This window comes from Mycobacterium sp. IDUB_5 (genome assembly GCF_055419565.1).
Map to the genome: position 1 here is coordinate 473,314 of NZ_JBVAXX010000006.1, position 14,114 is coordinate 487,427.

At 68.6% G+C, this 14,114-nt stretch carries 11 protein-coding genes; 8 read left to right on the forward strand and 3 right to left on the reverse strand.

Annotation, left to right across the window (positions count from 1 at the left end; translation table 11 throughout):
• The first annotated feature begins 116 nt into the window (after positions 1-116).
• The 4 genes from ACZY1G_RS22340 (at position 117) to dxs (ending at position 6,654) form a co-directional block, all read left to right on the forward strand.
• Complete coding sequence (locus ACZY1G_RS22340; RefSeq protein ID WP_463816698.1) at positions 117-2,111, forward strand: APC family permease; 1,995 nt, start codon at positions 117-119, stop codon at positions 2,109-2,111.
• Entirely contained in the window at positions 2,108-3,313 is a 1,206-nt protein-coding gene (locus ACZY1G_RS22345; protein WP_463823623.1) for a class I SAM-dependent RNA methyltransferase, read from the forward strand. Before ACZY1G_RS22340 ends, ACZY1G_RS22345 begins: the two co-directional genes overlap by 4 nt.
• Before the next feature lie 67 nt (positions 3,314-3,380).
• Positions 3,381-4,712 carry a Na+/H+ antiporter NhaA gene (gene nhaA, locus ACZY1G_RS22350; RefSeq protein WP_463816696.1) on the forward strand — a complete coding sequence of 444 codons (1,332 nt, stop codon included), beginning with the start codon at positions 3,381-3,383 and terminating at the stop codon, positions 4,710-4,712.
• A gap of 28 nt (positions 4,713-4,740) precedes the next feature.
• Positions 4,741-6,654 (forward strand): 1-deoxy-D-xylulose-5-phosphate synthase, encoded by a 1,914-nt coding sequence (gene dxs, locus ACZY1G_RS22355; protein ID WP_463823624.1) that lies wholly within the window; start codon positions 4,741-4,743, stop codon positions 6,652-6,654.
• Positions 6,655-6,667: 13 nt separating this feature from the next.
• On the opposite strand, the gene ACZY1G_RS22360 is transcribed toward dxs, so the two are convergent.
• The gene (locus ACZY1G_RS22360) at positions 6,668-7,951 is read right to left on the reverse strand and encodes an HRDC domain-containing protein (protein ID WP_463816694.1); all 1,284 of its coding nucleotides are present in this window, start codon (positions 7,949-7,951) and stop codon (positions 6,668-6,670) included.
• 4 nt (positions 7,952-7,955) lie between these two features.
• Positions 7,956-8,492, reverse strand: coding sequence for a DUF3000 domain-containing protein (locus tag ACZY1G_RS22365; RefSeq protein ID WP_463823660.1), 537 nt, complete (start codon positions 8,490-8,492; stop codon positions 7,956-7,958).
• Positions 8,493-8,622: 130 nt separating this feature from the next.
• On the opposite strand from ACZY1G_RS22365, the gene hemE reads away from it, so the two are divergent.
• The 4 genes from hemE (at position 8,623) to ACZY1G_RS22385 (ending at position 13,702) form a co-directional block, all read left to right on the forward strand.
• Positions 8,623-9,687: a uroporphyrinogen decarboxylase gene (gene hemE, locus ACZY1G_RS22370; RefSeq protein WP_463823661.1), complete on the forward strand. Its 1,065-nt coding sequence runs from the start codon at positions 8,623-8,625 to the stop codon at positions 9,685-9,687.
• A complete protein-coding gene (locus tag ACZY1G_RS22375) occupies positions 9,684-11,024 on the forward strand; it encodes a protoporphyrinogen oxidase (protein WP_463823625.1) in 1,341 nt (446 codons plus the stop codon). Before hemE ends, ACZY1G_RS22375 begins: the two co-directional genes overlap by 4 nt.
• Before the next feature lie 22 nt (positions 11,025-11,046).
• The gene (hemQ, locus tag ACZY1G_RS22380) at positions 11,047-11,751 is read left to right on the forward strand and encodes a hydrogen peroxide-dependent heme synthase (protein WP_463816692.1); all 705 of its coding nucleotides are present in this window, start codon (positions 11,047-11,049) and stop codon (positions 11,749-11,751) included.
• Between the two features lie 184 nt (positions 11,752-11,935).
• Complete coding sequence (locus ACZY1G_RS22385; RefSeq protein ID WP_463823626.1) at positions 11,936-13,702, forward strand: EAL domain-containing protein; 1,767 nt, start codon at positions 11,936-11,938, stop codon at positions 13,700-13,702.
• Here ACZY1G_RS22385 and msrB read toward each other — a convergent pair.
• On the reverse strand, positions 13,696-14,106 hold the full coding sequence (gene msrB, locus ACZY1G_RS22390; protein WP_463823627.1) for a peptide-methionine (R)-S-oxide reductase MsrB: 411 nt from the start codon (positions 14,104-14,106) through the stop codon (positions 13,696-13,698). The genes ACZY1G_RS22385 and msrB overlap by 7 nt on opposite strands.
• Positions 14,107-14,114 lie beyond the last annotated feature (8 nt).

A 14,114-nucleotide genomic window follows, 5' to 3' on the forward strand; every position in this document is an offset into this window, starting at 1 on the left:
CGGGTCCTTTCCGGCGGGGCCGAATGTGGCGTTTGGCGAGCTGTTACCACCCGTGCACTGAGGAACGCTACAGCTTTGCGTCACCTCACGACCGTCGGGCTTTACTCTTGGCACTCGTGTCCAAGCTTTCGACGGCCGCCCGACGGCTCGTACTGGGCCGGCCGTTCCGCAGCGACAAGCTCGCCCACACGCTGCTGCCGAAACGGATCGCGCTCCCGGTCTTCGCCTCTGACGCGCTGTCGTCGGTCGCCTACGCCCCCGAAGAGATCTTCCTGGTGCTCTCGGTCGCGGGTTTGTCGGCCTACTCGATGGCGCCCTGGATCGGTCTGGTGGTCGCCGCGGTCATGCTGATCGTGATCGCGAGTTACCGGCAGAACGTGCACGCCTACCCGTCCGGCGGCGGCGACTACGAGGTGGTGACCACCAACCTCGGCCCGACCGCCGGCCTGACCGTCGCCAGCGCGCTGCTGGTCGACTACGTGCTCACCGTGGCCGTGTCGATGTCGTCGGCGATGTCCAACATCGGGTCGGCGATACCGTTCATCGACCAGCACAAGGTGTGGTTCGCGATCATCGCGATCCTGGTGCTGGCCTCGCTGAACCTGCGCGGCATCCGGGAATCGGGCACCGCATTCGCTGTTCCCACCTACGCGTTCATGATCGGCATGTACCTGATGCTGGGCTGGGGCTTCTTCCAGATCTACGTGCTGGGCCACGAGCTGCGCGCCGAGTCGGCGGGGTTCGAGATGCACTCCGAGCACGGCGACGTCCTGGGATTCGCGCTGGTGTTCCTGATCGCGCGCGCCTTCTCCTCGGGCAGCGCGGCGCTGACCGGTGTCGAGGCGATCAGCAATGGCGTCCCGGCGTTCCGGAAACCCAAGTCCCGCAACGCCGCGACCACGCTGCTGCTGCTCGGCGGCATCGCGATCACGCTGTTCATGGGCATCATCATGCTGGCCCGTGCCACCGGTGCGCAGATCGCCGAGCGTCCGCTGGAACAGCTGGGCGGGGCCCCGCCGGACTACCAGCAGAAGACGCTGATCGCCCAGTTGGCCGACGCGGTGTTCCACGATTTCCCCATCGGGCTCTATCTGATCGCCGGGGTGACCGCACTGATCCTGGTGCTCGCCGCCAACACCGCCTTCAACGGCTTTCCGGTGCTGGGCTCCATCCTCGCCCAGGACCGCTTCCTGCCACGGCAGCTGCACACCCGCGGTGATCGGCTGGCGTTCTCCAATGGGATCCTGTTCCTGGCGTTCGGCGCGATCGCGTTCATCGTGGCGTTCCAGGCGCAGGTGACGGCGCTGATCCAGCTGTACATCGTCGGGGTGTTCGTGTCGTTCACCCTCAGCCAGATCGGGATGGTGCGGCACTGGACGCGGTTGTTGCGCACCGAGACCGATTCGGCCGCGCGGGCACGAATGATGCGTTCGCGGGTCATCAACACCGTCGGTTTCCTGTGCACCGGAACGGTGCTCATCATCGTGGTGCTCACCAAGTTCCTGGTGGGGGCGTGGATCGCGATCCTCGCGATGGCTGCGCTGTTCTTCATCATGAAGCTGATCCACAAGCACTACGCGTCGGTGAGCCGCGAGCTGGAAGCCCGCGCAGCCGAAATGGAAGACATCGTGCTGCCCAGCCGCAATCACGCGGTCGTGCTGGTGTCCAACGTGCACATGCCCACCCTGCGCGCGCTGGCGTACGCCCGCGCCACCCGCCCTGACGTGCTGGAGGCCATCACGGTCAGCGTCGACGACGGGGAAACCCGTGAGCTCGTGCACAAGTGGGAATCCAGTGACATCAGTGTGCCGCTCAAGGTCATCGCCTCGCCGTACCGCGAGATCACCCGTCCCGTCCTCGAGTACGTCAAGCGGGTCAGCCGTGAGTCGCCCCGCACGGTGGTGACGGTGTTCATCCCCGAGTACGTGGTCGGCCACTGGTGGGAACAGGTGCTGCACAACCAGAGTGCGTTGCGGCTCAAGGGCAGACTGCTGTTCGAACCCAACGTCATGGTGACGTCGGTGCCGTGGCAGCTGTCGTCGTCCGAGCGGCTCAAGAAGCTCTCTCCGCAGTCCGCCCCGGGCGATGCGCGCAAGGGGTTCCTCGATTGACCGCTGAGGTGCCCGCGGAGCTGATCCTCACCACGGGGCGCCCCGCCAACGGCGGTAGCGTCGTCGCCCGCCATGACGGCCGGGTGGTGTTCGTGCGCTACGCCCTTCCCGGGGAGACCGTGCGGGCGCGCCTGGTCGACGCCGGTTCGACGCGCGAGAAGTTCTGGAACGCCGAGGCGGTCGAGGTGATCGAACCGTCGCCGGATCGCGTCGACTCCTGGTGTCCGATCGCTGGCGTGGGTGGGTCGGGATGCTGCGACCTGGCGTTCGTCGAGCCCGCGGCGGCCCGACGGCTCAAGGGTGCTGTGGTGGCCAATCAGCTTGCGCGGCTTGGCAATTACGACTGGCGGGCCGAGGATGACGCGTCCGCAGAGGCGGTGGGAGAGGCCGGGCACAGCGGCTGGCGCACCCGGGTGCGTCTGGATGTGTCGGCTGACGGGCGGGCAGGATTCCACCGATACCACAGCGCCGACCTGGTGCACCGACTCGACTGTGCGCAGGTGCCCGCGGCGCTGCTGTCCGGGGTGGCCGAGCAGAGGTGGCCGTCGGACGCTGCGGTGCACGTGGCCGTCGACGACGACGGGCGCCGACACATCGTGGTGGCGGCAAAGGGTCGCAAAGCTGAAGTGCGAGAAGGTGATTACGAGGGAGTGCAGCGCGTCGCCGGTCGGACGTGGCGTGTGCCGGTGACGGCTTTCTGGCAGGCGCATCGTGATGCCCCGGCGCTCTACAGCGCCCTGGTGTCGGAGTGGGCGCAGCTCGAACCGGGCATGACCGCGTGGGACCTCTACGGCGGCGCGGGTGTGTTCGCGGCGGCGCTGGCGACGGCCATGGGGGACACCGGACGGGTGCTCACCGTCGACACCTCACGCGGAGCGGCCCGCGCCGCCCGGGCTGCGCTGGGTGATCTGGGCTCGGTCAGCGTGGTCACGGACTCGGTGCGCCGCGCACTGGCAAGTCAGACGACCCGCGCGGACGTCGCCGTGCTCGACCCACCGCGTACCGGGGCCGGTCGCGACGTGATCGCCGCACTGTCTGCCGCCGAGGTGCCGAGGGTCGTCCACATCGGTTGTGAGGCAGCGTCTTTCGCGCGCGATATTGGCTTGTACCGCGAAGGTGGGTACCAGGTCGAGGATCTCCGGGTGTTCGATTCGTTTCCGCTCACCCACCACGTGGAGTGCGTGGCGGTGCTCACCCGGTAGTAGGGTGATCGCCAGGTGTGCCGGGAAGTCTGGTCGGCGTGACTTCGACGACCGAGGAGGGCACCTGATGGCCGACGATCCCCGGATTCCGCTGCGGCGACGGCTGTTCAGCCGCGGGTCCTGGGCCGAGACCAGCCGGGCCACCGAGATCCTTCGCAAGGAGACCGTCGGCGGGGTCATCCTCCTCGTCGCGGCCGCCGCCGCGCTCGTCTGGGCCAACTCCCCGTGGGCGGCCAGCTACTTCGCATTGCGTGACCTCGAGGTCGGCGGTCACTGGCTGGGGCTGCACCTGGATCTGACGCTGGGCGCGTGGGCGGCCGACGGGCTACTGGCAATCTTCTTCTTCGTCGTCGGGCTGGAGCTCAAACGGGAATTCGTCGCCGGCGATCTGCGCGACCCGAGCCGTGCCGCGCTGCCCATCGCGGCCGCGGTCGGCGGCATGGTGATGCCGGCGCTGATCTTCGTCGCCATCAACGTCGGCACCGGCAGCGACAACGGGGCCCTGCGCGGCTGGGCGATCCCGACCGCCACCGACATCGCGTTCGCGGTCGCCGTGCTCGCCGTCATCGCGACGCACCTGCCGTCGGCGTTGCGCACGTTCCTGCTGACCCTGGCCGTGGTGGACGACCTGCTGGCCATCACTGTGATCGCGGTCTTCTACTCCGAGAAGATCAACCTGATCGCGTTGGCGGCCACACTGATCCCGCTCGCGTTGTTCGCACTGTGCGTGCAGCGCCGCATACGTGCCCCGTGGCTGCTGATCCCGCTGGCGGTGGCCACCTGGGTGCTGATGCACGAGTCGGGCGTGCACGCCACGGTCGCCGGCGTGCTGCTCGGTTTCACGGTGCCGGTGCTGCGCAGCCAAGCCGCAGGGGGTCCCGACGCAGGGCCGGGCCTGGCCGAGCATTTCGAGCATCTGCTGCGGCCGGTGTCGGCCGGTTTCGCGATCCCCGTGTTCGCGTTCTTCGCCGCGGGGGTCGGTATCGGTGGGCTCAGTGGTCTGGGCCGGGCGCTGACCGACCCGATCACGCTCGGCATCATCGCCGGGCTGGTGCTGGGCAAGCCCATCGGCATCCTGCTGACCACCGGTGTCCTGTCGCGCATCACCCGGGCCACGCTCGATCCGTCGCTGCGCTGGGTCGACGTGTTCGGCATCTCCCTGCTGGCCGGGATCGGCTTCACGGTCTCGCTGTTGATCGGGGACCTGGCTTACGGCATGGGCTCCGAACGTGACGAATTCGTGAAGATCGGAGTGTTGTGCGGATCACTGCTGGCGGCATGTCTCGCTGCGGTCGTCCTGCTGACCAGGAACAGGGCCTACCGGCGGATTTGTCGTGAGGAATCGGTGGACGCGGACCTCGACGGCGTGCCCGATGTGTACCAGCGTCGAAACGACTGATCTGGTTACCGGTGCGTAGACTGACCCAATGCTTGAACAGATCCGCGGTCCCGCTGATCTGCAGCACCTGTCGCAGGCACAGGTGGATGCGCTGGCCGGGGAAATCCGCCACTTCCTGATCCACAAGGTCGCGGCAACCGGCGGTCACCTGGGACCCAATCTCGGCGTTGTCGAGCTGACACTCGCGCTGCATCGCGTCTTCGACTCGCCCCATGATCCGATCCTGTTCGACACGGGACATCAGGCCTACGTGCACAAGATGCTCACGGGCCGCTGCCAGGACTTCGAGACGCTACGCAAGAAGGACGGCCTGTCCGGCTACCCCTCGCGCGAGGAGAGCGTCCACGACTGGGTCGAGTCCAGCCATGCGTCCTCGGCGCTGTCCTACGCCGACGGTCTGGCGAAGGCCTTCGAGCTCAGCGGGCACCGCAACCGCCACGTGGTGGCCGTCGTCGGCGACGGCGCCCTGACCGGCGGCATGTGCTGGGAGGCGATGAACAACATCGCGGCATCCAAGCGCCCCGTGGTGATCGTCGTCAACGACAACGGCCGCAGCTATGCGCCGACGATCGGCGGATTCGCCGAGCATCTGGCGCGGTTGCGTCTGCAGCCGGGCTACGAGCGCGTGCTCGAAGAAGGCCGCAAGGCGGTGCGGGGCGTGCCGATGATCGGCGAGTTCTGCTACCAGTGCATGCACAGCATCAAGGCGGGCATCAAGGACGCGCTCTCCCCGCAGGTGATGTTCACCGACCTGGGCCTCAAGTACGTCGGCCCTATCGACGGCCATGACGAACACGCTGTCGAGAGCGCGCTGCGGCATGCCCGCGCCTACAACGCGCCGGTGGTGGTGCACGTCGTCACCCGCAAGGGCATGGGCTACGCGCCCGCCGAGAACGACGAAGACGACCAGATGCACGCGTGCGGTGTGATCGACCCGGAGACGGGTCTGGCGACGACGATCCCGGGTCCGGGGTGGACGTCGACCTTCTCCGAGTCGTTGATCTCGCTGGCCGGCAAGCGGCGCGATGTCGTCGCGATCACCGCGGCGATGCCGGGACCGACGGGTCTGAGCGCGTTCCGACAGCGGTACCCCGACCGTTTCTTCGACGTCGGCATCGCCGAGCAGCACGCGATCACCTCTGCTGCCGGTCTGGCGATGGGCGGAATGCATCCGGTGGTCGCCGTGTACTCGACGTTCCTGAACCGGGCGTTCGACCAGGTGATGATGGACGTCGCGCTGCACAAGCTGCCGGTGACGATCGTGCTGGACCGCGCCGGAGTCACCGGTCCCGATGGGGCCAGCCACAACGGCATGTGGGACATGTCGATCCTCGGCGTGGTCCCCGGCATGAAGGTGGCGGCGCCGCGCGACGGCGCCCGGCTGCGGGAAGAGCTGGCAGAAGCACTCGACGTCAGTGACGGCCCCACCGCCATTCGTTTCCCGAAAGGCGATGTCGGACAAGACATCACAGCGGTCGAACGCCGCGACGGGGTGGACGTGCTGGCGAAGCCCGCCGACGGTCTCACCGACGACGTCCTGGTCATCGCCATCGGACCGTTCGCCACGATGGCGCTGGCAGTGGCCGAGCGGTTGCGCAACCAGGGCATCGGCGTCACCGTCGTCGATCCCCGGTGGGTGCTGCCGGTGCCCGCGGTGCTCACCACGCTCGCCGCGCAGCACAAGCTGGTCGTCACGCTCGAGGACAACGGGGTGCACGGCGGTATCGGTTCGGCGGTCTCGACGGCATTGCGTCGCGCGGAGATCGACGTGCCCTGCCGGGACGCCGCGTTGCCGCAGGAGTTCTTCGCCCACGCCTCCCGCGGTGAGGTGCTCACCGAGGTCGGCCTGACCGAGCGCAATCTCGCCCGCCAGATCACCGGCTGGGTCGCAGCACTGGGTACCGGTGTCGCGGAGAAGGAAGTCAGCCAGCAGCTCGACTGAGCACTGCCGGTCGCTAGTCGCTGGGAGCTGATTTCAAGGCTGCAGCGAGCAGGGGTGTCGTCAGCTCGCGTTGCCAGCGTCGCGCTGCCGTGGTGTCGAGAAACGCCTCCACCGCGGCGGTCGTGTCGTCCACGGCAACCCAGTCCCAGCACAGCCGGCGCACGATGTCGGGTGCCAGAAGATTCTCCGGCGGCACGGAAACCTGTTGCGCCAGTTCGTTGATCGCGGCTCGCGCCGCCTCCAGCCGGGCGGCGGCCTCGGGCTTGCGTCGGGCCCACCGTGATGCCGGCGGCGGACCGCTGGACGGTTCCTGCGACGACGGCGGGTCGGCCGTGCGGGCCCGCGCCAACGCGTCGAGCCACACGCTTGCGCTGCGCCGTTGCCGGGCTCCGCCGAAAATCGGCAGAGCAACGAGCTTCTCGACCGTGTCCGGGTCTGCGGTCGCCGCGCTCACGATTGCGCTGTCGGGCAGGATTCGGCCCGGGGCGATATCTCGCCGTCGGGCGATCTGGTCGCGGGTCAGCCACAACTCCCGTACGGCGGCCAGCGCCCGCGGGTCGCGCACCTTGTGGATTCCGGAGGTGCGCCGCCAGCGGTCCCGCCGGGTCGGTGTGCTCTCGGCCGTCCGGAGGTACTCGAATTCTTCTCTGGCCCAACCGTCTTTGCCCTCGGCGATGAGCACGGCGTCGATCGCGTCACGCAACTCGATCAGCACCTCGACATCGAGCGCCGCGTAGTTGAGCCATTCGTCGGGAAGGGGCCGCTTCGACCAGTCCGCAGCGCCGTGCCCCTTGGTCAGGGCCAGGCCGAGCAGCTGCTGCACCATCGAGGCGAGGTTCACGCGGTCGAGGTCGGCCAGCCGCCCGGCCAGCTCGGTGTCGTAGAGCGACGGCGGGCGCATGCCGATCTCCGCCAGGCAGGGCAGATCCTGGTCGGCGGCGTGCAGGATCCACTGATCCTCCGACAGCACCTGTGCCACCGGGGCGAGCACCTCGACGGAGTCGCCGCCGTGGCTGACGGGGTCGATCAGCACCGTGCCCGCGCCGGCACGCCGAATCTGCACCAGGTAGGCGCGGTTGGAGTACCGGAATCCCGACGCCCGTTCGGCGTCGACGGCGAACGCGCCCGACCCGGACGCGAGAAAGTCTGCGGCGCGGGCGATTTCGCTGCGGCTCACCGCGACGTTCGGCACTCCGTCGCGCGGGGCCAGCAGCGGCGTGGCGGGTGTCTCGGAGATGTCGACGTCGTCGGAGTGTTCGGCGTCCGGCGGGGAACCGCCGGTGTCGGGTTCGGTCATCGGATCAGGCGCGGGTGCGCGAGCCCAGGTCGGTCACCCCGGCGGGGGGCAGGCCTGCGGCGTGTTCGAGCACTTCGCAGAACGCCTCGACGTGTGGCCCCAGTTCCAGATCGGTGGCGGTCCAGGACGCACGCAGCTCCAGCTGATGGGCTCGCGGTGGTCCGGAGATGTCGCCGTAGCGCACCGAGGTGGTGGCGGTGACGGTGCCGCCGAGGGCGGTGAGGTGCTGCGCACGTTCGGTCAGGGCGTCGACGAGCCAGCTCCACGCCACCTCGGGCAGCAGCGGATCGACGGCCTCGGTGGAATCGAGGTCGGCCTGGATATAAGCGACCAGCCGCATCGTGCCGTCCCAGGCGTCGGCGCCCTCGGGGTCGTGCAGCAGGATCAGCCGCCCGAACGCGTCGCCGTCGGAGCGCTCGGGGACGACCGGGGCTTCGGCATGCTTGACCTCGGCTCCCAGTGCGTAACTGAAGGGGGCGAGGCGCTGCGGCGGCCGGATCGGGCCCAGCTCGATCTCCGGCCGTACGGTGGTGGCGTTCATCGCCGCCACCGCTTCACGGAATTGAGCCGGTTCGGCGGAGGTCACGCCGATCGACGGTAGTCCATTTTCACAGGTCTGTGCTCATGGCGCGCCGATTCGGGGCGGAGGAGGCATGGCAGCATGGGCATCGATGAACACGCGCCGCGAGCTGCCCGAATCGCCCTACCTGGCTGCCGTCGCCGGCCGCAAGCCCCACCGCATGCCGGTGTGGATGATGCGGCAGGCCGGTCGGTCGCTGCCCGAGTACCGGGCTCTTCGGGCCAAGAACACCATGATGCAGGCCTGCTTCGACGCCGACCTGATCACCGAGATCACGCTGCAGCCGGTGCGTCGCCACGACGTTGACGCGGCAATCTTGTTCTCCGACATCGTCGTCCCGCTGCGCGCGGCCGGTATCGGGTTGGACATCGTGCCCGATGTGGGCCCGGTCATCGATCATCCGATCCGCACCCGAGCTGATGTCGGCACCATCACTGAGCTGGACCCCGACCAGGTGGCGCCGGTGGCGGCAGCGGTGAGTCGGCTGACCGGCGAACTGGGGGAGGTGCCGCTGATCGGGTTCGCCGGAGCCCCGTTCACGCTGGCGTCCTATCTCGTGGAGGGTGGTCCGAGCCGCAACCACGAGCACACCAAGGCGATGATGCTCGGCGAGACCGACACGTGGCATGCGCTGATGGAATCCCTGACCGACGTCACGATCGCGTTCCTGCGCACCCAGATCGAGGCGGGCGTCGACGCGATCCAGGTGTTCGACTCCTGGGCGGGCACCCTGTCGCTGGCCGACTACCGCAGCTACGTGTTGCCCCATAGCGCCCGGGTGTTCGCTGCGCTGGCCGGCTACGGCGTGCCGATGACGCATTTCGGCGTCGGGACGGCGGAATTGCTGGGTGCCATGTCGGAAGCCGTCGTCGGACACGACGTCCCCGCGGTCGTCGGGGTGGACTGGCGGACGTCGCTGGCCGATGCCGCGACGCGGGTGCAGCGGGGAGTCGCACTGCAGGGCAACCTCGATCCGGTGGTGCTGTTGGCCGGCATGCCGGTGGTCGAACGCGCGGTGCGGGCCGTCGTCGAGGACGGGCGCCGCGCGATCGACGCGGGCGCCGTCGGACACGTGTTCAACCTCGGTCACGGGGTCCTGCCTGCCACCGACCCCGACGTCATCACCAAGGCCGTGGCCCTGGTGCACCAGCTGTGACAACGTATTGCGTTGTCGGCGGCGGCATTTCGGGTTTAGTGGCAGCCTACCGACTGCGGGTGGCGGCCGGCCCGGACGCGTCCATCACCGTGCTGGACCCGGCGGACCGGCTCGGTGGGGTGTTGCGCACCGAACGCATCGGCGGGCAGCCGATCGACGTCGGAGCCGAAGCGTTCGTCACCCGCCGCCCGGAGGTGCCCGCGCTGCTGGGGGAGTTGGGTCTGTCGGGGAAGCAGCTGACGACGACCGGGGTGCGTCCGCTGATCTACAGCGAGGGCCGCCTGCATGCGCTACCCCAGCACACCGTCAACGGCATCCCGACGCGGCCTGCCTCGCTGACCGGACTGGTCGACGACGCCACGATCCGCTGGATGCTCGACGAGCCCCGCCGCCCGCTGTCCTGGACTCCCGGCGCCGACCCGACGGTGGCCGACCTCGTCGGCGACCGCTTCGGCGAGCAGGTCGTGGTGCGATCGATCGACCCGCTGCTGGCCGGTGTGTACGCCGGGTCGGCCGCGACGATCGGGTTGCGCGCGGCCGCCCCTACGGTGGCGGCGGCGCTCGACCGCGGGGCGCGCAGCCTGACCGAGGCTGTCACCGCCGCGCTGCCGCCGCCTGCGCCGGGGTCGGTGTTCGGTGCGATCGACGGCGGTTACGCCGTGCTGATCGACGAACTGGTGCGGCGTTCTGGACTCACGTGGGCGCAGGTCGCCGTTCGCAGCGTCGCTCCGGCGACTCACGGCTGGGAGGTGATCGACGACGAGGGTGCGCGCTGGCCCGCCGATGCGGTGGTGCTGGCGGTTCCCGCGCCGCGGCTGCCGGCGCTGCTCGGCGATCTCGCTCCCCGCACGGTCGCGGCCGCCCGGCGCATCGAGGTGGCCTCGGCCGCGGTGGTCGCGCTGGCCCTGCCCGGCGGCACCCCGCTCCCGGAGCAGTCCGGGGTGCTGGTCGCCGGCCGTGGCCGTCTGCACACCAAGGCGGTGACGTTGTCGTCGCGCAAGTGGGGTCGGCGTAGCAGCGTCGAGATGGTCCGGCTGTCCTACGGCCGGTTCGGAGACGACCTGGCCCGGCGGGCAGGCGACGACGACCTGCTGATGTGGGCCGAGCAGGATCTGGCGACGTTGTTCGGCATCACCGTGACCCCGGAGGACAGCAAGGTGGTGCGCTGGCTCGACGCCATGCCTCAGTACGGCCCGCGCCACGCCGACCTGGTCGCCGAGCTACGCGGTGGGCTGCCACAGGGACTCGCCGTGGCCGGGGCCTATCTCGACGGCATCGGGGTTCCGGCCTGCGTCGCTGCCGCGACCAGGGCGGTGGCGGCCATCCTGACGCGGTAGGGGCCCATGGCACGATAGAACGATGGCCAAGCTCGACTTCGACGCGATCAACTCCACCGTCCGCTACCTGATGTTCTCGGTGTACGCCGTCAAGCCCGGCGTGCTCGCCGACGGTGACGACGCGCGGGCGGCGATCGTCGACGAGACCGAGACGTTCCTGAAGCACCAGGAGGACAGGGGCGTCGTCGTACGCGGAATTTACGACGTCGCCGGCATGCGTGCCGATGCCGACTTCATGACGTGGACCCACGCCGAGACCGTGGAGGCGCTGCAGGCCACCTACGCCGACTTCCGCCGCACCACCACATTGGGCCGGGCGTCGACCCCGGTGTGGAGCAACGTCGCGCTGCACCGGCCCGCCGAGTTCAACAAAAGCCACGTTCCGGCGTTCCTGGCGGGAGAGGAGCCCGGGGCCTACATCTGCGTCTATCCGTTCGTCCGCTCCTTGGAGTGGTACCTGTTGCCCGACGACGAGCGCCGACGGATGCTGGCCGAGCACGGCATGGCCGCGCGTGGCTACAAGGATGTGCGCGCCAACACAGTGCCGGCTTTCGCGCTGGGTGATTACGAGTGGCTGCTTGCGTTCGAAGCGCCGGAACTCCACCGCATCGTCGACCTGATGCGTGATCTGCGCGCCACCGACGCTCGCCGCCACGTCCGTGAGGAGACCCCGTTCTACACCGGGCCACGTGTTTCGGTCGAGCGGCTGATCAACGCTTTGCCATGAGTTTTTGCTGGCAACGAAAACTTCTGTCAAGTATTTTCGACATTTGCAAATTCTTGACATCCGTCTAAAACCACGTCGTAGGGTCTTTATACCTCGATTTGTCGGGAAAGTGCCGTCCTAGCAAACGACTCTTTACTGCTGCGAATCGGTTTTGCCCGCAGCATTCCATTGCTATATTCCGTCCATGCCGAAAACGAGGGGGGTGGCGGCGGTCGCGCTGATCGTCGGTGCCGCCTACGGCGCGTGGTTGTGGGCCGGGTGGGGCGGCCCGGACCTCATCCGCACCGTGGACGATGTCGGCTTGGCTGTCTTCGCGTTGACCGCCGCGGTCAGTGCCGCATGGGCCGCAGTCTCGCTGCGGGGTCCTGATCGTGCGGCCTGGGCGTTCATGGCAGCCGGACTGATGGGGTGGGCCGCCGGCGAGGTGGTGTGGAGCTACTACGACCTCGTTCTCGGCGAGGCTCCGACTCCGTCGTGGGCCGACGCCGGATACCTGTCGTTCCTGGCGGGTGCCGGGTTGTGTCTGATCGTCCTGCTGACCGCGGCGCCGCCCGGTACGCAACTGCGGGTGGTGATCGACGGGCTCATCGTCGCGGCCGCGATCTTCGGCGCGGCTTGGGTCATCTGGTTGCGGACCGTGTACACCGCCCAGCAGAGCGACGTGTTGTCGGTGGCCGTGGCGCTGTCGTACCCAGTGACCGACATCGCGTTGGTGACGATCGCGGGGCTGATGCTGATGCGGACCCCTCGCATGCGGCAAGCGCAGATGGCGCTGCTGACCGCGGGGTTGATCGGCGTCGCGTTCTCCGATGTCGCTTTCGCCTATCTGACCGCAACGGGCACCTACGACAACCAGCATCAACTGTCGGTCGGCTGGGCAACGGGTTTCCTCCTGATCGCCGTCGCCGCGCTGCGCGCCCGGCGGACCGGCTCCGACGTGCCCAGCGCGCAGCCGGCCGCGGTCTCGGGCTGGCTGCCGTACGTGCCGGTGCTGTTGTCGGCGGTCTTGTGCACGCCAGTGCTGATCGCCGGGTTGGGGCCGGTGTTCGTGGCCGTCGCCGTCATCGTGATCGCCGTGACGATCCGGCAGTTCGTGATCCTCGGGGAGAACCGCAAGCTGCGTGCCGACATCGCCGCAGGCCGTCGCGACGTCGGCCCGCCGCCGATCCTGGTGGAGCTCGAGCACGCCATCGAGCACGGCGAACTGCGCGTGGTCTACCAGCCGCAGTACGACCTGTTCACCGGGGAGATCATCGGCGCCGAGGCGCTCATCCGCTGGCCACATCCCCGCCGGGGGTTGCTCAACCCCGACCAGTTCCTGCCGTTGGTGAACAAGTGCGACCTGATGACGTCGCTGACCAGGGCGGTGCTCGACCTGGCGCTCGCCGATGCGGCGATCTGGCACGCCGAGGGCTTCGAGATTCCCGTCGCGGTGAACGTGTTCGCACCCGTCGTGAGCGACCCAGCCATCAGTGCTGGCATCTCCGAGGCGCTGCGGCGGCACGGGCTTGCGCCGGAGGCGCTCACCATCGAGATCACCGAGGACAGGCTGCTCGCCGACATGCCGGGAACACGAACGGCTCTGAACAAGCTGCGCGCCGCGGGGGTGCAGGTCGCGCTCGACGACTTCGGCAGCGGATATTCGGCGCTGTGGTATCTGCGCGATTTTCCCGTCGACCAGGTCAAGCTGGACCGGGAGTTCATCGCGCCGATCTTGACGCACGGACCGTCGGCGACCATCGTGCGCGCCGTGATCGAGATGACGCACGCGCTCGGACACACACCGGTGGCCGAGGGAGTGGAGAGCGCCGAGATCGCCGACCGGTTACGCCAGTACGGCTGCCGGGTGGCGCAGGGTTTCTACTTCAGCCGGCCGGTGCCGGGTTCCGAGATGTTGGCCCTGCTCGAGGCGCAGCGACGTGAACGAACGCTGACGCCGGAGCATCACTGATCGGTGGGCACCAGCCGCAGCGAGATCGAGTTGATGCAGTAGCGCTGATCGGTCGGGGTCGGATACCCCTCGCCTTCGAAGACGTGCCCGAGGTGGCTGTGGCAGTTCGCGCACACCACCTCGACCCGGTGCATGCCCAGCGAGTCGTCGGAGCGCAGGATCACCGCGTCGGAATCCGCCGGGTCGAAGAACGACGGCCAGCCGCAATGGGATTCGAACTTCTCGGTGCTGCGGAACAGTTCTGCGCCGCAGGCGCGGCACTGATAGACACCTTCGGTCTTGGTATCGGTGTATTCGCCGGTGAACGGACGCTCGGTGCCGGCACGGCGCAGCACGGCGAACTCCTGAGGGTTCAGCCGCTCGCGCCACTGGTCGTCGGTCAGCTGCAGCTTCGGGCCTGTCATGTGACCAG

Coding starts and splice junctions, on each gene's coding strand:
- nhaA (WP_463816696.1), top strand. CDS start 3,381: ATGGCCGACGATCCCCGGATTCCGCTGCGGCGACGGCTGTTCAGCCGC.
- dxs (WP_463823624.1), top strand. CDS start 4,741: ATGCTTGAACAGATCCGCGGTCCCGCTGATCTGCAGCACCTGTCGCAG.
- ACZY1G_RS22360 (WP_463816694.1), bottom strand. CDS start 7,951: ATGACCGAACCCGACACCGGCGGTTCCCCGCCGGACGCCGAACACTCC.
- ACZY1G_RS22365 (WP_463823660.1), bottom strand. CDS start 8,492: ATGAACGCCACCACCGTACGGCCGGAGATCGAGCTGGGCCCGATCCGG.
- hemE (WP_463823661.1), top strand. CDS start 8,623: ATGAACACGCGCCGCGAGCTGCCCGAATCGCCCTACCTGGCTGCCGTC.
- hemQ (WP_463816692.1), top strand. CDS start 11,047: ATGGCCAAGCTCGACTTCGACGCGATCAACTCCACCGTCCGCTACCTG.
- ACZY1G_RS22385 (WP_463823626.1), top strand. CDS start 11,936: ATGCCGAAAACGAGGGGGGTGGCGGCGGTCGCGCTGATCGTCGGTGCC.
- msrB (WP_463823627.1), bottom strand. CDS start 14,106: ATGACAGGCCCGAAGCTGCAGCTGACCGACGACCAGTGGCGCGAGCGG.